Origin of the sequence: Rhodohalobacter sp. 614A, from assembly GCF_021462415.1 — a bacterium.
Lineage (GTDB): Bacteria > Bacteroidota > Rhodothermia > Balneolales > Balneolaceae > Rhodohalobacter.
On the sequence record NZ_JAKEDS010000001.1, the window covers coordinates 647,726 to 665,209 of the forward strand.

At 43.2% G+C, this 17,484-nt stretch carries 16 protein-coding genes and 1 tRNA gene; 7 read left to right on the forward strand and 10 right to left on the reverse strand.

Annotated elements, in window-relative coordinates; translation table 11 throughout:
- Positions 1–64 precede the first annotated feature (64 nt).
- A complete protein-coding gene (locus L0B18_RS02510; RefSeq protein ID WP_234567579.1) occupies positions 65–334 on the reverse strand; it encodes a GIY-YIG nuclease family protein in 270 nt (89 codons plus the stop codon).
- Between the two features lie 67 nt (positions 335–401).
- Positions 402–476: transfer RNA gene (locus L0B18_RS02515), tRNA-Val, on the reverse strand.
- Positions 477–682: 206 nt separating this feature from the next.
- Here L0B18_RS02515 and L0B18_RS02520 point away from each other — a divergent pair.
- From L0B18_RS02520 to L0B18_RS02530, 3 genes are all read left to right on the forward strand, one after another.
- Positions 683–1,984 (forward strand): thiolase family protein, encoded by a 1,302-nt coding sequence (locus tag L0B18_RS02520; protein WP_234567581.1) that lies wholly within the window; start codon positions 683–685, stop codon positions 1,982–1,984.
- A gap of 68 nt (positions 1,985–2,052) precedes the next feature.
- A complete protein-coding gene (gene fadJ / locus L0B18_RS02525) occupies positions 2,053–4,188 on the forward strand; it encodes a fatty acid oxidation complex subunit alpha FadJ (protein WP_234567583.1) in 2,136 nt (711 codons plus the stop codon).
- Between the two features lie 119 nt (positions 4,189–4,307).
- Positions 4,308–5,072: an SDR family NAD(P)-dependent oxidoreductase gene (locus L0B18_RS02530; RefSeq protein ID WP_234567584.1), complete on the forward strand. Its 765-nt coding sequence runs from the start codon at positions 4,308–4,310 to the stop codon at positions 5,070–5,072.
- Between the two features lie 166 nt (positions 5,073–5,238).
- On the opposite strand, the gene L0B18_RS02535 is transcribed toward L0B18_RS02530, so the two are convergent.
- From L0B18_RS02535 to L0B18_RS02555, 5 genes are all read right to left on the reverse strand, one after another.
- On the reverse strand, positions 5,239–5,562 hold the full coding sequence (locus L0B18_RS02535; protein WP_234567585.1) for a rhodanese-like domain-containing protein: 324 nt from the start codon (positions 5,560–5,562) through the stop codon (positions 5,239–5,241).
- Between the two features lie 165 nt (positions 5,563–5,727).
- Positions 5,728–7,473 (reverse strand): SulP family inorganic anion transporter, encoded by a 1,746-nt coding sequence (locus L0B18_RS02540; protein WP_234567586.1) that lies wholly within the window; start codon positions 7,471–7,473, stop codon positions 5,728–5,730.
- A 43-nt stretch (positions 7,474–7,516) separates the two neighbouring features.
- Positions 7,517–8,926, reverse strand: coding sequence for an MBL fold metallo-hydrolase (locus tag L0B18_RS02545; protein ID WP_234567587.1), 1,410 nt, complete (start codon positions 8,924–8,926; stop codon positions 7,517–7,519).
- Between the two features lie 34 nt (positions 8,927–8,960).
- Entirely contained in the window at positions 8,961–9,380 is a 420-nt protein-coding gene (locus L0B18_RS02550) for a DUF6691 family protein (protein ID WP_234567588.1), read from the reverse strand.
- A gap of 11 nt (positions 9,381–9,391) precedes the next feature.
- Positions 9,392–9,952: a YeeE/YedE family protein gene (locus tag L0B18_RS02555; protein WP_234567589.1), complete on the reverse strand. Its 561-nt coding sequence runs from the start codon at positions 9,950–9,952 to the stop codon at positions 9,392–9,394.
- 239 nt (positions 9,953–10,191) lie between these two features.
- On the opposite strand from L0B18_RS02555, the gene L0B18_RS02560 reads away from it, so the two are divergent.
- The 4 genes from L0B18_RS02560 to ribB all read left to right on the forward strand — a co-directional run bounded on the left by L0B18_RS02560 (position 10,192) and on the right by ribB (position 13,121).
- A complete protein-coding gene (locus tag L0B18_RS02560) occupies positions 10,192–10,998 on the forward strand; it encodes a GntR family transcriptional regulator (RefSeq protein ID WP_234567590.1) in 807 nt (268 codons plus the stop codon).
- A gap of 120 nt (positions 10,999–11,118) precedes the next feature.
- Positions 11,119–11,325: a YgaP family membrane protein gene (locus tag L0B18_RS02565; protein WP_234567592.1), complete on the forward strand. Its 207-nt coding sequence runs from the start codon at positions 11,119–11,121 to the stop codon at positions 11,323–11,325.
- A 178-nt stretch (positions 11,326–11,503) separates the two neighbouring features.
- Positions 11,504–11,800, forward strand: coding sequence for a preprotein translocase subunit YajC (gene yajC / locus L0B18_RS02570; protein ID WP_234567593.1), 297 nt, complete (start codon positions 11,504–11,506; stop codon positions 11,798–11,800).
- Between the two features lie 97 nt (positions 11,801–11,897).
- Positions 11,898–13,121: a 3,4-dihydroxy-2-butanone-4-phosphate synthase gene (gene ribB / locus L0B18_RS02575; RefSeq protein WP_234567594.1), complete on the forward strand. Its 1,224-nt coding sequence runs from the start codon at positions 11,898–11,900 to the stop codon at positions 13,119–13,121.
- On the opposite strand, the gene L0B18_RS02580 is transcribed toward ribB, so the two are convergent.
- The 3 genes from L0B18_RS02580 to ileS are packed head-to-tail and all read right to left on the reverse strand — an operon-like array spanning position 13,113 to position 17,364.
- A complete protein-coding gene (locus L0B18_RS02580; protein WP_234567595.1) occupies positions 13,113–13,766 on the reverse strand; it encodes a signal peptidase II in 654 nt (217 codons plus the stop codon). The genes ribB and L0B18_RS02580 overlap by 9 nt on opposite strands.
- 11 nt (positions 13,767–13,777) lie before the next feature.
- Positions 13,778–14,182: a TraR/DksA family transcriptional regulator gene (locus L0B18_RS02585; RefSeq protein WP_234567596.1), complete on the reverse strand. Its 405-nt coding sequence runs from the start codon at positions 14,180–14,182 to the stop codon at positions 13,778–13,780.
- An 11-nt stretch (positions 14,183–14,193) separates the two neighbouring features.
- Positions 14,194–17,364, reverse strand: coding sequence for an isoleucine--tRNA ligase (gene ileS, locus L0B18_RS02590; RefSeq protein ID WP_234567597.1), 3,171 nt, complete (start codon positions 17,362–17,364; stop codon positions 14,194–14,196).
- Between the last annotated feature and the right edge of the window lie 120 nt (positions 17,365–17,484).

Genomic DNA, 17,484 nt, shown 5'->3' on the forward strand with positions numbered 1-17,484 from the left:
AATTATAGTTGTAGGTCCCGTATTAGATAAGACTCTAACTATACCTTTTACCCCCACTGAAATTTTAAAACGAAGTCTTCAATTCATTTTGTTTTGAAGAAATGAAGCGGACAAGCTCTTCTCTGCTTGCTGAGTTTTTTATCAGGGATTCTCGTTTCATGGCTTCCGATCTGGTTTCAAATCCCTCTTTGTAAACCAGCTTCCAGGGGATACCGGATTTGGTGTATTTACTTCGTCCCTGATTGTGTCTTTTGAGCCGATCCTCAAGGTTTGAGGTTTGGCCCACGTAATAGCGATCCACCACGGCACTGTATAACATATAAATGTGAAACATACCCTCCCTCAAAAAAAGAAAGGACAGCCCTGTTCAAGAACTGTCCCGTAGTTTTTTATTAAATGTGTGGGTGGTACAGGATTCGAACCTGTGACCCCCTGCTTGTAAGGCAGGTGCTCTAAACCAACTGAGCTAACCACCCCAATAAATCAAACTTTATATTCAAAATGAGTGTTTTCAAAACAAGAAGTCTTGGAAACATTCAACTCATTTTTGAATCAGACTTTAAATATAAGAACTATACTCATTCGATAAAACAGTTTATCCTCAATAAAATTTTCATTATTTATAAAGGTAGAGTTAACAGTGTTAACCTGCGTCTATTCCATTTAATCAACCTAAAATGAGATGAGTAAATCAACCAAGAAAAAAGAGGTCGTATTTATAGATGGCGGACGCACACCTTTTCTGCGCGCACAAACTGCTTTTAAGCGATTTTCTGCGTACGATTTGGGTCGACTGGCAATCGCCGGACTAATCAGCAAAACCAAACTTGATGGCAGCCACATCGGCCACATTTATTACGGGAATGTGATCCAGGATATCAACACAAGCAATGTAGCACGGGAATCTTCTATGGCCGCCGGTTTGCCTGATTCCATTCCGGCAACCACTCTTTCGATGGCGTGTATCTCATCAAACGTAGCACTCACAACAGCTAAAAACTCTATCCTTCAGGGACAAATAGGCGCGGCTATTGTGGGTGGTGTGGAGATCATGAGTGACATTCCGATCCGTTTCAGAAAGAAATTCCGGCAAAAGCTGCTGGAGACTCAAAAGTATAAATCGCCAACGGATTGGCTCAGGTTTTTTAAAGGATTGAATCCTTCGGATTTGTTGCCTGAAATTCCATCTATCTCGGAATTTTCAACCGGAGAAACAATGGGACAAAGCTGCGATAAAATGGCTGCCAAATACGGTGTAAAGCGCGAAGAACAGGATGCCTATGCCTTGCGGTCTCATCAACTGGCCTTTAAAGCAACGGAAGAAGGATTTCTAAAAGATGAGATTTTACCGGTTAGTGTTAATAATGCAGAAACCGTTGTGACTCAGGATAATGGAATACGGCCGGATTCTGACATGGAAAAACTCGGAAAACTGAACCCGGCCTTTATCAAACCCCATGGAACTGTAACCGCCGGCAACTCCTCTTTTTTAACGGATGGAGCTTCGGCGGGCCTTGTGATGGACAAAGACTTTGCTTTAAAAAACGGTTACGAGCCCAAAGCTGTGGTGAGAAGCTATACGTATGTAGCCCAGCGCCCGGACGATGAATTGTTAATTGGGCCTGCTTTTGCAATTCCAAAGGTTTTGGATGAGATGAACCTGACCCTGGATGATATTGATGTTTTTGAATTTCACGAGGCATTTGCCGGACAGATGCTGACGGTTTTGAAAGCTCTGGATAGTGAAGAGTTTGCCAAACAACGGCTCAACCGGAAAGAGAAAACAGGCAATATACCGTATGATAAACTGAACCGATGGGGTGGATCGCTTTCGATTGGCCACCCTTTTGCAGCGACTGGAGTTCGCCTCGTTACAACTGCAGCAAACCGGTTAATTCATGAAAATGGACGATATGCAATGATTGCTGCCTGTGCTGCCGGCGGACAAGGACACGCCATGATTATTGAACGATTTGAGGAGTGAGATTGCCACAGTCGCTTTGCTCCTTCGCAATGACAGGTTGGACGCCTTTTGCCTAAAAGATTGAAATCATGAACAAGAAAAAAGACATCTTACAAGTTGAAACGGTCGGGAATGTAGCCATCATTACCCTGGATACACCCGGCGAGAAAGTCAACAAATTGAATGAAAAGCTGATTGACGAATTTTCGGATTTTCTGGATAAACTTGAATCAGATAATTCTCTTGATGGCGCTCTTCTGATCAGTGAAAAGGAGAACAATTTTATAGCCGGTGCCGACATTGAAATGTTCAAGACGAGAGAAACCGCTGAGGAGTTGTCGGAATTAAGCTGGCGTGGTCATGAAGTTCTCCTGCGTATTGAGAATTTCCCAAAACCGATTGTTGTGGGAATTCACGGCTCATGCATGGGAGGCGGAACTGAACTCGCACTTGCCAGCCATTACCGGATCGTTTCTGATCACAACTCCACCAAAATCGGTCTGCCGGAAGTAAATCTTGGCCTGCTACCCGGAATGGGAGGAACCCAGCGTTTGCCGAGACTTATTGGCATTCAGAAAGCATTACCGTACCTGCTAACCGGTAAAAATATGTACAGCTATCAAGCGCGGAGAACCGGCTTTGCGGATGAAGTAGTTCATCAGTACGCAATAAAAGAAGCTGGAATTCAAGCGGTTAGAAAATTGAAGAACGGCAAGGTCAGTCATCCTGATAAACGATCCGTTCTCGAAAAAACCTTAGAAAGCAATGCGCTTGGACGGAGCATTATCTTTGACCAGGCACGAAAACGGACTCAAAGCGAAACAAAAGGCAATTATCCCGCACCGCCAAAAATTATCGACAGTGTTGAGTATGGATATAAAAACGGATTTGAAAAAGGATTAAAAAACGAGTCGAAACTCTTTGGAGAACTGGCCGTTACTCCCGAATCGCGGGCACTGGTTCAGCTTTTCTTTGCGATGAATGATTCAAAGAAAAATCCGTTGCAGAAGAAAAAAAGAGATATGAAGAGAGTTGGAGTCTTAGGCGCCGGATTGATGGGCAGCGGCATCACGGAGGTCAGCATAGAAGACGGATTGCACGTTTGGCTGAAGGATCAGAAAATTGAGAATGCGATGAAAGGCGAGAATACCATTCGCCAAAATCTCGACAAAAAAGTAAGCAAACATATCTTGTCGGGATTTGAAAGGGACGAAAAAATGAGCCTTGTTCATCCCACGGAAACCTACGATGCTTTTGACGATATCGATCTTGTTATCGAAGCTGTGTTTGAAAACCTGGATCTGAAAAAGAAAATCGTTAAGCAAGTGGAAGAAGTATGTGGTGAGGATGCCATTTTCGCATCGAATACTTCATCACTTCCCATTTCTGAAATTGCCACAGAAGCCAAACGGCCGGAGAATATTGTTGGAATGCACTACTTTTCGCCCGTCCAAAAAATGCCGTTGTTGGAAATCATCAAAACGGATAAAACAGCCGACTGGGTGGTTGCCACCGCTTTTGATATTGGCTTGAGACAGGGAAAAAATGTGATTGTCGTCAACGATGGCCCCGGGTTTTATACAACCCGAATTTTGGCTCCCTTTATCAATGAAGCATTGTTATTGCTCGAAGAAGGGGCAAAAATTGAAGACCTGGACAATGCCATGAAAGAATTTGGTTTCCCTGTCGGACCCGTTGCACTTCTGGATGAAGTGGGGATTGATGTTGGTGCTCATGTGGCCGATACACTCAGTAATAAGTTTGAAGAACGTGGTGCCAAAACCAGTAAAAAATCCAAACAGTTGGTGAACGATAATTACCTCGGCCGAAAAAACAAACGGGGTTTTTACAAGTACGAAGAGGGCTCGAAAAAGAAAAAAGAGGTAAATGAGGAAATTTACACATACTTCGGCGGGAAGAGTCGCAAATCAATCGACAGAAAAGAGATTCAGGATCGCCTTTCTTTAATGATGATCAATGAAGCCGTTTTATGCCTTCAGGAAAATATTCTCCAAAACCCTTCAGACGGTGACCTGGGAGCTATCCTCGGACTTGGATTTCCGCCATTCCTGGGAGGACCGTTTCGCTATATCGATAGAATTGGAGTTGAGACTTTTATCAATAAAATGGAATCCTACAGAACTGAGTTTGGAGATCGATTCAAACCGGCCGATGTTTTGACGGAGATGAAATCAAAAGGAATTCTTTTCCATCCTGAAGATTAAAAGGAAATTTTTTCGATACTTCGCAAATTTACCTGAAGCCATCACATCACTTACCATTCATATTCTTCTCATAGAGATTTCCTAAGTTTATAGAAAGGGAATGAAAAGAGGGAGGAAAAATGAGGCTAAAAAATCAGATAGCAGTAATTACGGGAGGTGCCGGAGCTATTGGCCGGGCAACCGCAAAACGTTTTTTGAACGAAGGAGCAAAAGGAATCCTCTTGGTAGATCTGGATTCAAATAAACTAAAAAATGTCATTAAATCCTTTGAATCTGACCGAATAAAATACTTCACCGCCGATGTTTCAAAAAGTGAAGATGTTGAAAAATACATCAGGAAAGCGATCCGCGAATTCGGTAAAATTGATATCCTTTTCCTGAATGCCGGAATTGAAGGAGTTGTACAACCGCTCACCGAATATCCTGAAGATGTGTATGACAAAGTGATGGCCGTAAATACGAAAAGTGTTTGGCTGGGAATGAAATACGCATTTCCGCACATGATAAAAAATGGTGGCGGCAGCATTATTATCAGTTCATCCGTAGCCGGATTGCAGGGAACTCCACAGGTGATGGCATATGTAACCAGCAAACATGCCGTTATCGGATCCATGCGTGTGGCGGCTCTTGAGGGCGCGCCGCACAATATTCGGGTAAATACCATTCATCCATCGCCGGTGGATAATCGAATGATGAGATCTCTGGAAGAAGGTTTTGCCCCGGGAGCAGCCGAAGAAGCTAAAAAAGGATTTGAAAAAACGATTCCGCTCGGACGGTATGCGTCAAATGATGAAATCGCAGACCTGGTTCTTTTCCTGGCTTCGGACGAGAGCCGATTTATCACCGGCGCTACCTATACGATCGATGGCGGATTAACGGTTTAAACAGCTTGCCAATGAGATTTAGATTTTCTACTTAAAAAGGTCATTGCGAGCGTAGCGCGGCAATCCCCAAATAAAATAAGGCTATATCGAAAAAAGTTTGGAGATCGCTTCACTCCGGTCGCGATGACAGTATGATGCTATGCTCGAGCATCTATTCCGCTTCCCGCTACTTCTCCGTTTCAAAACCGTAGTTTACCAAGCCGTCGTAACCGCCCACATTGTAGACATTTTCAAATCCCTGGATTTTCATTATTCTGGCGGCTTTACCGCTTCGGTTGCCCGACCGGCAATAAAGATAATAGGTCTTATCTCTGTCCAGTGATGCCAGTTGTTGTTGAAATTCGCCATTCAAATAATCATGCTGGAGGTCGGCTTCTTTCAAATGACCTTCGCTGTATTCTCCATGCGTGCGAACATCAATAATCACGCCCCGGTCTTTTTCCAATTTATTTTTGAATTCTTCCGGGCTGATATCAATTTCATGACTCATATTTACTTCTTGTATCGTTCTGTTAATATGTTGTTTAATTTTGGTAATGAACATTGATAAAATAAGGTCTGTTAAACTTAAAACATAGGATCTCTTAGATACTAAATACACATGGATTTGCGATCATAACCATCCATCTGACTATCTTTTTCTTCTGATCCTTTTTTAGCCGCCAATCACGTTGGTTTGAAGAGGATTAAATTTTCTCTTCTTTATTTTAACATCTTCTTTTTGATGATATTTGAGAGCATCATTCACATCAAAGAAGTAGGTATGTTCCCCCATTAATTCAACCACTCCGCTTTTTTTAAGCTTATCTCTGACCGGCCCAATAGCACTTGCAATATAAAGTGAAACTCCATGTTCATTTAATTCCCGGATCAATTCCGTGAGCATATGAACACCGGTCGAATCAATCGTATTGATAGCCGAAGCATCCAGAATAATCAGCTTCAGTCTATCGCCATGTTTTTCAATTTTCCGGTCGATCATTTCTTTAAAGTGATCAACATTGGCAAAATATATAGGCGCATCAAACCTGTAAATCATTACATCATCTGTAACCACAGCATCTCTGTAGCGATCAATGTTTCTGAATGTATTGGATTCTCCAAGCCGTCCAAGCTCCGCGCTGTGAGGTTTGGAACTGCTGTAAATTACAAGCGCCAATGAAATCAACACACCAAGACCGATGCCTTCCTCAATTCCCAAAGCAAGTGTAGCGACGAATGTAACCATCAGCATCACAAAATCTTTTCTGTCGGTTTTCCAGAGATGGATCATCTCCTTGTAATCAAACAGGCCAGCCACGGCAACCATAATAATTGCTGCCAAAACGGCGCTCGGCAAATAGTAAAAAAGTGGTGTTAAAAACAGTACTGTAAGAGCGATAATACCTGCACTGATCACCGCAGCCAGTGTTGTATTGGCACCGGATTGATCGTTCACCGCAGTTCGCGAAAATCCACCGGTTGTGGGAAACGACTGAAAAAATGATCCGCCAATGTTGGCCATGCCCAGCCCAATGAGTTCCTGGTTGGCGTCCACTTTATAACCATGTTTTTTGGCGATTGCTTTTGCAACGGCAATGGATTCCATATAACTGACAAGAGAAATAACCAGAATAATCGGGATCAAAAGCCTCATATCACTGAAACTCACAAATCCTGCATCAAAAGAAGGAAGGCCTTTGGGAACCTCGCCTACAATTTTAACGCCTTCATCAGCCAGTCCCAGCCCGAATGTTACAAGTGTTCCGGCAGCCACGACAAAGAGTGCAGAAGGAAATGTTTTTTTCCACTTTCTGATAAAGATGATTGCAGCAATAGCCCCGATTCCGATTGCAGTTGTGATGGACTCTATCTCTGATATCTGCTGAGACAAACCTGCAATTATTTCGTGAACATAGTTTGTCCGCGGCAGGTTTACTCCCAAAAGATTTTTGATTTGGCTGGCCCCGATAATAAGCGCCGCCGCCGAAGTAAATCCGCTTAAAACAGGATGAGACAGGAAATTAACCAGGAATCCCATCCTGAAAAGCCCCATCAAAAATTGGACAATTCCTACACCTAAAGCAGTTAAAACTGCCAGTTGTATAAACCGATCGCTTCCAACTTCGGTAATTTCGCCAACGCCGGCTATAATCAGCAGAGAGACCATTGCCACCGGTCCAACCGCGAGCTGCCGCGATGTACCGAAAAGGGCGTAGATCAGAAGAGGTATTATGGATGCATACAAGCCATAAACCGGCGGCATTCCTGCCAGAAGCGCGTACGCCATTCCCTGCGGAATCAGCATAATTCCAACAGTAATCCCTGCATTGAGGTCGCCTTTAAAAATTTGGCTGTTATATCCCTGAAAGGTTCTTAAAACCGGGAATATCTTACCGGCTTTTTTGATAAGTGTACTCATAATAAATAAACGGCCGATAGCTCAAACTATCGGCCGTTCCCCATTAAGCCGGTTGATGGCGTTTGTAATTTTCGAAATCATCATCAATAAGAACCACATCATATCCATTTTTCATGAGCAGTGCAGAGGCAACCGCCGAGCGTGCTCCAGCCTGGCAATGAACATAGATTTTCTTATCCGACGGAACTTCATCCATTCTGGGGAGCAAACGGGTATGAGCGATATTCATAGCTCCTTCAACATGCCCTTCATTAAACTCGGTAGCTTTTCGGACATCGAGAACAACTGAATCGTCATCAACATCTTCAAGTGCTTCAAAAGTTTCTGTTTGGACGTTTTCGAGTGGGCCTATTTTTTGCTCGCCGTACATCTCTACATCATGAGGGGTTACGTATCCTACAATTCTGTCGTACCCGATTCTGTAGAGGTCCCGGACGGCTTCATCCAACTGATGCTCTTCAACCACCAGGTAGATATCTTCATCTTCTGTGATATATGAACCGGCCACCGTATTGAACTGCTTGTTCAGGGTAGAAAGAAGAGAACCCGGGATATGATTCAATGAAAAATCCTCGCGGCTTCTTGTATCCAGCAGAACAGCATCGTCTTGTTTGCTGACTTTCTCCAGCTCCTTCAACGTAAGCCGTTTTGGTTTTGGGAGACCGCCGGTAATTGCCGGGCCCATCTTGTTATCTCGCTTCATTCTGGCGAAATAGAGAGGCGGTTCCGGCTGACCTTCCAGAATAAATTTCACAAAGTTGTCTTCTGAAGTCGCGGATTTTAAGGAATTATTATATCGGAGCTCGTAACCGACAGTTGATTCCGGAATCGCTCCGAGCGCCTTTCCACATGCACTGCCCGCTCCATGACCAGGCCATATTTGCATATACTCGGGGACCGACTTGAACTCTTCTACAGATTTGTAAAGGGTGCGGGCCGACGGTTCCATAACATTTTTTTGTCCTGCTGCGGATTCCAAAAGGTCCGGACGTCCGACATCTCCGACAAAGACAAAATCGCCCGTGGCAATGCCCATTGGCTCATCAGCGGCGGCTCCGTCTGTAATAAAATAACTTAAATGTTCCGGGGTGTGGCCGGGTGTATGCCATGCTTTGAACGTGATATTTCCAATCTTAAATGTATCACCATCCTTGAGAAGCTGGTAATCATAATCACTGTTTTTCAGCCATTCATATTTCCAGTCTTTGTCGCCTTCATCTGAGGCATAAACTTTTACGCCTCGCTCGGCAAATTCTCTCAATCCGGAAATATAATCGGCATGAATGTGTGTATCTGCTGCCGCAACAATGGTCAGGTTTTCATCAGAGGCTGCATCGATATATTGATCGATATCTCTCATTGGGTCAATAATCAGGGCGGTTCCATTGGCCTGACACCCGATGAGATATGAATATTGTGCTAATTTGTTATCAAAGAATTGCTTGAAATACATGTTGATTCTCCTTCGTGTTTATTTTTAAAAATCTTTAATGCGGTAATTTGTGTCGAACGGCACCGTACAGCCAGGTTCCCAATATGGCTGTGGCTATTGGTATTAACATAATGGTTAAACCTGTGCCTAACAGTGCAAATATGGGCCCGGGGCATGCTCCTAAAAGTGCCCATCCAAGGCCAAACATCGAACCCCCTATGATATATCTCTTCCATTGGGATGTATCTTTTGGCGGAATAGAAATCGGGTTTCCTTCAATATCCGGGATATTCAATCTTTTTATGATCTGTATTGAAATAATCCCTACAATAATTGCCGATCCGATAATTCCATACATATGAAAATCCTGGAACCGGAACATCTCCTGTATTCTGAACCATGATACTACTTCTGATTTCACCAAGATAAAACCAAAGTATACACCACCTAATAAATATCTTAAATTACTTAACATGATGCTTCTTTTTATGAGATGATGAATGGTAAAATGAAGTGTGTCATAATCAGCCCGCCGGCAAAAAATGATATGGTTGCAATCACGCTGGCAATCTGCAAATCAGATATTCCCGTAATGGCATGACCAGATGTGCAACCGCCTCCATACCGGGTTCCAAAACCCACAAGAAATCCGCCAACAGCCAAGACCATCAAACCTTCAAAGGTTCCAATATTCGCCCAGCTAAACAGATCGGCGGGTACTAATCCTTCAAAGGAAGTAATACCTAATGCCTTCAAATCGGCTACGGTTTGCGCAGAAATTGCAACCGGCTCCGGATTTGCCCACACATAACCTGCTAAAAATCCACCGAATATAATTCCGGCAAGGAAAATCATATTCCAGGTTCCTTCTTTTTTCCAATCATAATGGAAGAAATCCACATCTCCGGGAAAACAGGCTGCACAGACATGCCTGAAATTGGAAGAGATTCCGAATTTCTTTCCACCCAAAATCAAGAGGCCGGGTACGGTCAGCCCGATCAACGGACCAGCTATATACCAAGGCCAGGGTTCAATCAAAAAATCCATATTTATTCTTTTTTTGTTTTGTGTTATTTCAATCAAGATATGACAATTGTATGTACTTGTCAATACAAGTTGTATTTCTTTATTTAACCTGCAAAAAATGTTTCTTGAACTATCCTTTTAACTCATTGAGAAGCCTTTTGACATCATCTTTAAGAAGAATTCATCAAACACTTAACATGTAAATACAAGTATTGATGTTTTGATTATCATTGCGTAGCTTTCTGAAAAGAGATTAGAAAATGATGTTGAAAAAAGGAATACCACGACACTCACAAATTTCGCAATGGCTTCGTAATCAAATAGACAAGGGTGTTTATGAAGCTGACGAAAAATTGCCTTCAGAGAATGAACTAGCCAAAAAGTTTGATGTAAGCCGGGTAACCATTCGCCGGGCGCTGCAATCCCTCGAAAATGAATCTATTATTTACCGCTGCCAGGGACTCGGTTCTTTTGTGAGCGACGAGCGCGCCTCACATGACCTGGTGAAACTTACAGACTTTAATGAAGATATGGCCAAGGCCGGCCTGGAGCCTTCTTCAGTCGTTAAAAAATTCGAAACAGTAGACGCCCCGGATTGGCTCGTGTCACTTCTGAATATTGACGAAGGGAGTAAAGTGCTTCAAATCGACCGATTGAGACTTGGTGATGACGAACCGATAGCCTTCGACAGTACATGGCTTCCAATTTTGTATGGTCAGCTGCTGGATAAGAAGAAACTTACGGAGTCTACTATCTACAATCTGCTCGAAAAAAATTATGATATCCCGGTTATTCGGGGATGCTACCGGCTATCTGCAGAAATTGCTGACGAAAATCTTGCAGATGTGTTAAAGGTAGATGAGAATTCACCGTTGTTTGTAATTGACCGGCTTTCTTATACCATCGGCGAAAAACCGCTCTATTATCAAAAACGGTATTACCGAAACGACAAGGTTGTCTATGAAATGACTCTTGAAAGGACTCCCGGAAACCAATTCGGAAACATGCCTTTAAAAGAATTTATACCGGTTTTCAGCTCGATTGAAAAATCAAATGAGAATACTTAAAAATGCTTCAAGAGAAACCAACATGGGTAAAACTGATTATTTTATGCGGAATATGCATCCTCATTGTATCCATGATTGGCTTGCTTGTACAACAAATCACTTAAAAAACGGAGAAATAAAATGAAAAAGAACATGGGATCTGCTGACCGAACCGTCCGAATAATTGTTGCGGTAATAGTTGCAATACTCTATTTCACAGGCCAAATTAGCGGTACGGCAGCCATTATCTTAGGAATACTGGCAATTGTGTTTCTACTGACCAGCTTCATTGGTACGTGCCCGTTATACCTTCCTTTCGGACTTTCAACCCGGAAAGGAGCCAAATAGCGAAACCTATTTCTTCTTTGATATCTTTTGTAACGATTTTGTCGTCATTGGATTCGTATGAACCGGCTTACAATTCGGCTTCAATTAATTGCTCAACGGCTTAGAATACGGTATCTTTGAAGTCTGAAATTTTTTTAAACTCTATAATCAGATTATGACTTTTTCCCAGATATTTTTCATGATGGCACCTCCCGGCGGAGACGGTGGCGGAGCCATGATTAATTTGCTTTTTCTCGGTGCCATTTTCTTTGTGTTCTACTTCTTTATCATCCGGCCACAAACCAAACGCCAAAAAGAAATTCAGCAGAAAGTAAGTGACCTGAAAAAAGGCGATAAAGTTGTTACCGGTGGCGGACTCATCGGCGTCGTGAATTCCATTGATGAAGATACTGTTCTTTTGGAGATTGACAGCGGAGTAAAAGCCCGTTTCCAGAAGAGTTCAATCACCGATGTAAATCCCGGCAAGAACAAATAATTGACTCTTATCACCGTTCGTTAGCCGGTTTTTATTTCCCTGTAAACCAATTATTTACAGGCCCGATTGGAGTTATTCATCGAATAAACTGATTTTTATGTCAGAATTTTCATTCCATACTATTCCCGAAGCCATTGATGATATTCGGGAAGGAAAAATGATAATCGTAGTAGATGATGAAGATCGCGAAAACGAAGGCGATTTTCTCATGGCTGCGGATAAGGCAACCCCGGAAGCCATCAACATTATGGCCAAATATGGCCGGGGATTAATCTGCGTACCCATCACAAAAAATAAAGCCAGAGAACTGAACCTGGACTTTATGGTTACCGAAGGGGCCGATCCCGATGAAGCTGCATTTACCATTTCGGTGGATCACAAACGGAAAACCACCACCGGAATTTCTGCTCCCGATCGCGCCAATACAATCAAAGAGCTTATCAATCCCGAGGCCAACCCAGACGACTTCCGAAAGCCGGGACATATCTTTCCACTTGTAGCGGCTGATGGCGGTGTACTTCGTCGCGCAGGCCATACTGAGGCTGCAACAGATTTAGCCCGATTGGCCGGCTTACAACCCGCAGGCATTATCTGTGAGATCATGAAAGACGACGGGGAGATGGCACGCCTTCCTGATCTTATGAAGATGGCGGAAGAATTCGACATGAAGATCATCACCATCAAGGATTTGATTGCCTACCGGATGAAGCATGAATCCCTGGTTAAGGAAGATGTGGTTGTAGAAATGCCAACTATTTATGGTGATTTTAATCTGCACGTTTTTTCCGAAACTACTGGAAATGATGATCATCATCTTGCTTTTGTGAAAGGAACCTGGGAGCCATCCGAACCGGTTTTGGTTCGCGTTCACTCATCCACGCCACTTGCGGATATTTTTGGAAGTAAACGAAGCGACAAGACCGAGTTACTACACCAGGCTATGAAAATGGTGAACAATGCGGGAAAAGGCGTTGTTTTGTACATGGACCAGATGAACCGCGACTACGGAATCATCGAGCAACTCAAAGCGCTGAAACTACAGGAAGAGGGGCTGAATAAAAATGAGATTCAGAAAAAGCTAGGCATTCGCATGGATTACAGGGATTATGGAGTTGGCGCACAGATTTTGCACTCACTTGGCGTACGAAAATTGCGCCTGCTTACCAACAATCCCGTAAAACGCGTTGGTTTAAAAAGCTTTGGATTGGAAATGATTGAAGAAGTATCGATCCCACTACACCACAATCCCGATCATTCGGAAGAAAAGCTCGACAAACCACACACAAGAGAAGGCTTTCTGAAAAAACTGATGTTAGAGTGAGGGGGAATCATCCTTTTTTTCCGGGGAATCACTCTCCGAATTTGGATAATCCGTTTCTACAAATTCTTCCTCTGAACTGAAATAAAGCTGTCCGGTCTCAACCTCTTCAGGCGTTTTAACACTCTCTTCTACAGGCATAATTTTCTTGTGAAAGAGAATGAGGATAATGATAGACGTGCTTATGGCCACGTCAGCCACATTAAAAATGTATGGAAATACCGGTGTCTCGCCGATCATCAGGTCAAAATGAATAAAATCAACTACGTGCCCATCCAGCACACCGCCGTATCCTCCAACAATTCCCATAAAAATTCGATCGGTAATATTTCCAAGTGCACCTCCTAAAATCAATCCCATGCACATCAGGTACGGAAAGGTGGATTGTTTGAGATTGAAAAGCACGTATGTTAGAATACCAATCGTGGCAACAATGGCAATAGAACTGATAACCGGGGTAGAAAGCCAGTCCATACCCAAGGCCATTCCGGGATTTTTGGTAAAGTTAAATTGCAGCCATCCCTCTATTAGTTCAAACCGATGAAGTTCGGGAGTTGTGCGCACCCAATACTTCGAAATCTGGTCGAGAATGAGTACCACAACAATCGGCACAAAAAGGGTAACAATTTTTTTTCTTTTCTGAGACAAATCTCACTCAATTAACGCCGTTTCAGTTTTGCTTCAATGCTTAATTGAGTATGAGGTACAGCCTCCAGGCGTCCCTTGGCAATTTTTTTACCTGTCACCTTACACACGCCGTAAGTTTTGTTTTCGATGCGTTTGAGAGCTTCATCGAGATACCGAATAAATTTCTTTGTCCGGTTAAACAGCATATATGTTTTTTCTCTCTCCTGTGCGTCGGTACCGGCATCTGCCATATGAAAGGAGTATGCCGATTCATCCGAAGCATTTTCCATACTTTCGCGAAGCAAATTCTGGAGTGTAGTCAACTCCTGTTCGGCTTCGTCTCTTTTTTTGATGATGATTTCCCGGAAATATTCCAGCTCTTCATCATTGTATGGAGAAACTCTTTCATCGTTTTTGGATTCTTTTGCAGCTGCCATAACGCTAATTATTAATTGTTAATAGTTCGGCGTATCGATATTTCGGTTTCATTTCCTTCAATTTCCCAGGTTTTTATGAAATCCGATACTTCCAGTAAATTTGTATTAATTTCTTCGGCTAAAATCTCGGTTTTAATACCGTCTACATTTTTCTTTACCGCATCCGTCAGTTCAACAGAACCGGAAAAACCTACTACAATCCGGTCGGTCACTTCGAAGTCGGCTTCTTTACGCATGTTTTGTATACGGTTTACAAATTCGCGCGTTAAACCCTCCTGAATTAACGCCGGAGTTAACTCTGTATCGACAGCAACGGTAATTCCTTTTTCGGTCTCTACAGACCAGCCTTCCAAGCCGGTTCGCTGTATCTCAAGTTCATCAGATGATATTCGAACAGTCTCCCCGCCGTCCAGACTCAATTGAATCACACCGCTTTCTTCAAACTTAGTGATTTCTTCGTTACCAAGATGTTTAATTTTTTCGGCAACGGGTTTCATTTTGCTGCCGAGGCGCTTTCCAAGTACCGGAAAGTTCGGTTTAGCGGATTTACTAACGATTCCTGACTCGTCTTTAACGTATTCAATTGCTTTAACGTTAACTTCATCCAATATAATATCTTTAACCGATTCTACGACAGATTTCTCGTCTTCATCAATCGGCAAAATAATCCTTGAAAGAGGCTGGCGTACATTCACATCTATTTGATTTCGAACCCGGAGCACCACCGAACTGATGGTTCTGGCAATTTCCATTCTATGCTCGAGCTGCTTGTCGATCGCCGTTTCTTCTACAGCCGGGTAAAATGAAATATGCACCGATTCCTCATCTTTCTCAGCTACCTCATTCAGCCGTTGGAAAAGCCATTCGCCCATAAACGGTGCAATGGGCGACATGATTTTCGCCAAGCTCAGCAGACATTCAAACAATGTTTGATACGCTGCTGTTTTATCGAGGCTTTTCCCTTCTTTCCAGAACCGTCTGCGGTTTCTGCGAATATACCAGTTGCTGAGTTCCTCAACAAAATCCTCAATTTCTCTTGCCGCTTTGGTCGGTTCGTACTCATCAAAATATTCATCCACTTGTTTGATTGTGGAGTTCAACCTGGAAATAATCCAGCGATCCATCTCGGTTCGCTCAGAGCTTGGCAAAGAGGCTCCTGAATAGGAAAATCCATCAATGTTGGCATACAGGGCAAAGAAAGAGTATGTATTGATGATGGTATTGAAAAACTTTCTTTGAACCTCTTTGAGTCCTTCTTCGCTGAATTTCAGATTTTCCCACGGCGATGAATTACTCATCATATACCAGCGAACCGTATCGGCGCCGAACTTCTGGATGACTTCGGTGGGATCCACACTGTTGCCTTTGGTCTTGCTCATTTTTTCGCCGTTGGCGTCCAGAACCAGACCGTTAGATACAACATTCAGATACGCCGGCTTATCAAAAAGCATTGTTCCAAGAGCGTGCAGTGTATAAAACCAACCACGCGTCTGGTCAACGCCTTCAGCAATAAAGTCTGCCGGGAAGTTTTCTTTGAATTTCTTTTTGTCCTCAAACGGATAGTGCCATTGCGACCACGGCATGGAGCCGGAATCAAACCAAACATCCAACAAGTCCGGAATGCGTCTCATTGTTCCACCGTCGGGACCTTCCCATGTAAATTCATCGATATAAGGGCGGTGCAAATCCAACTCTTCGCCTTCCTCAATTCCTGCTTTTTTGCGAAGTTCTTCTACACTACCAATACACTCTATGTAGTCGGGGTTTTTGTCGCTGACCCAAATAGGAATTGGAGTTCCCCAATAACGCTGGCGTGAAACCGCCCAATCCACATTGTTCTCCAGCCATGTTCCAAATCGGCCCGTACCGGTGCTTTCCGGCTTCCAGTTTATCTTCTTATTGAAGTCTACCATCTTATCTTTGACGGCCGTTGTGCGAATAAACCACGATTCAACCGGGTACGACATCAGAGGAGTTCCCTTTCGCCAGTCAAATGGATAGTTGTGGAGATAGGTTTCGTGCCAATACATCCTGTTTTTGTCTTTGATGGCACGGGCAATCTCTTTATCGGCATCTTTAAACCACTGCCCCTTGAATTCCGGAACCTGGTCTGTAAAACGCCCATCTTCAGAAATCGGGTTGTAAAGAGGAATTCCGGCTTTCTGGCAGGTATCATAGTCATCCGCGCCAAATGCCGGGGCTGTATGAACAACGCCGGTACCTTCATCGGTGGTCACATAATCGGCCTCCAAGACACGCCACGCCTCTTTTTTATCAATCTCATTGAGGGCGTAATCAAAAATAGGATTGTATACCCATCCGATAAGATCTTTACCCTGGTATGATTCTACAATTTCATAATCATGTTTGATGGCATCATCCAGGCAATCTTTCGCCAGGATATAATATTCTGTATCACCATCATCAGAAACCTTGATTTTTACATATTCCAGTTTCGGATTTATAGCCAGAGCCATATTGGAGATAATTGTCCAGGGCGTTGTTGTCCAGGCCAGGAAAAATACATTTTGATCGGCTTCCAACGGAAACTTCACATATATGGATGGATCCTGTGTTTCTTCATACCCAAGACTCACCTCGTGTGATGAAAGCACGGTTCCGCTTCCCGGAGAATACCATTGAATTTTGTATCCCTTATAGACAAGTCCTTTATCGTAGAGCTGTTTAAATGCCCACCAAACGGATTCTATATAGTCATTTTCGAACGTGATATACGGATCATCCAAATCCACCCAGTAGCCAATTCGCGCCGTTAGTTCGTCCCAGAGGTCTTTATACTTCAATACGCTTTCCCGGCACATGGCGTTGTATTTGGCAAGGCCATATTCTTCCACCTGGGAACGCCCTTCCAGGCCGAGTTCTTTTTCTACTTCAATTTCCACCGGCAGGCCGTGCGTATCCCAGCCGCCTTTTCTCTCAACCCGAAAACCCTTTAGTGTCTTGTAACGGCAAAACAAGTCTTTGACTGTCCGGGCCAAAACATGATGGATGCCCGGTTTTCCATTGGCCGTTGGGGGACCCTCAAAAAAAGTGAACGGAATCCCGTCATCCCGGGAATCAAGGCTTTTTTTGAAAATTTGATGTTCTTCCCACCAATTTAAAATTTCAACTTCTGCCTTTGGGTAGGCAAGTTGTTTAATTTCTCTGAATTTTTTACCCATACTGAACGATTTCGCTCATCTTCAAAAAATTTGATGTAAGCCCTCAATATACGAAAAGCTACACAATCAAAATACTTTGCTATTTATAGATTTTTTACTCTTACGTTCGAAGGCATTGAA

What these genes read in the sequence shown, in the direction of transcription:
- L0B18_RS02510 (WP_234567579.1), bottom strand. Translation starts at nt 334, where the DNA reads ATGTTTCACATTTATATGTTATACAGTGCCGTGGTGGATCGCTATTAC.
- L0B18_RS02520 (WP_234567581.1), top strand. Translation starts at nt 683, where the DNA reads ATGAGTAAATCAACCAAGAAAAAAGAGGTCGTATTTATAGATGGCGGA.
- fadJ (WP_234567583.1), top strand. Translation starts at nt 2,053, where the DNA reads ATGAACAAGAAAAAAGACATCTTACAAGTTGAAACGGTCGGGAATGTA.
- L0B18_RS02530 (WP_234567584.1), top strand. Translation starts at nt 4,308, where the DNA reads ATGAGGCTAAAAAATCAGATAGCAGTAATTACGGGAGGTGCCGGAGCT.
- L0B18_RS02535 (WP_234567585.1), bottom strand. Translation starts at nt 5,562, where the DNA reads ATGAGTCATGAAATTGATATCAGCCCGGAAGAATTCAAAAATAAATTG.
- L0B18_RS02540 (WP_234567586.1), bottom strand. Translation starts at nt 7,473, where the DNA reads ATGAGTACACTTATCAAAAAAGCCGGTAAGATATTCCCGGTTTTAAGA.
- L0B18_RS02545 (WP_234567587.1), bottom strand. Translation starts at nt 8,926, where the DNA reads ATGTATTTCAAGCAATTCTTTGATAACAAATTAGCACAATATTCATAT.
- L0B18_RS02550 (WP_234567588.1), bottom strand. Translation starts at nt 9,380, where the DNA reads ATGTTAAGTAATTTAAGATATTTATTAGGTGGTGTATACTTTGGTTTT.
- L0B18_RS02555 (WP_234567589.1), bottom strand. Translation starts at nt 9,952, where the DNA reads ATGGATTTTTTGATTGAACCCTGGCCTTGGTATATAGCTGGTCCGTTG.
- L0B18_RS02560 (WP_234567590.1), top strand. Translation starts at nt 10,192, where the DNA reads ATGATGTTGAAAAAAGGAATACCACGACACTCACAAATTTCGCAATGG.
- L0B18_RS02565 (WP_234567592.1), top strand. Translation starts at nt 11,119, where the DNA reads ATGAAAAAGAACATGGGATCTGCTGACCGAACCGTCCGAATAATTGTT.
- yajC (WP_234567593.1), top strand. Translation starts at nt 11,504, where the DNA reads ATGATGGCACCTCCCGGCGGAGACGGTGGCGGAGCCATGATTAATTTG.
- ribB (WP_234567594.1), top strand. Translation starts at nt 11,898, where the DNA reads ATGTCAGAATTTTCATTCCATACTATTCCCGAAGCCATTGATGATATT.
- L0B18_RS02585 (WP_234567596.1), bottom strand. Translation starts at nt 14,182, where the DNA reads ATGGCAGCTGCAAAAGAATCCAAAAACGATGAAAGAGTTTCTCCATAC.
- ileS (WP_234567597.1), bottom strand. Translation starts at nt 17,364, where the DNA reads ATGGGTAAAAAATTCAGAGAAATTAAACAACTTGCCTACCCAAAGGCA.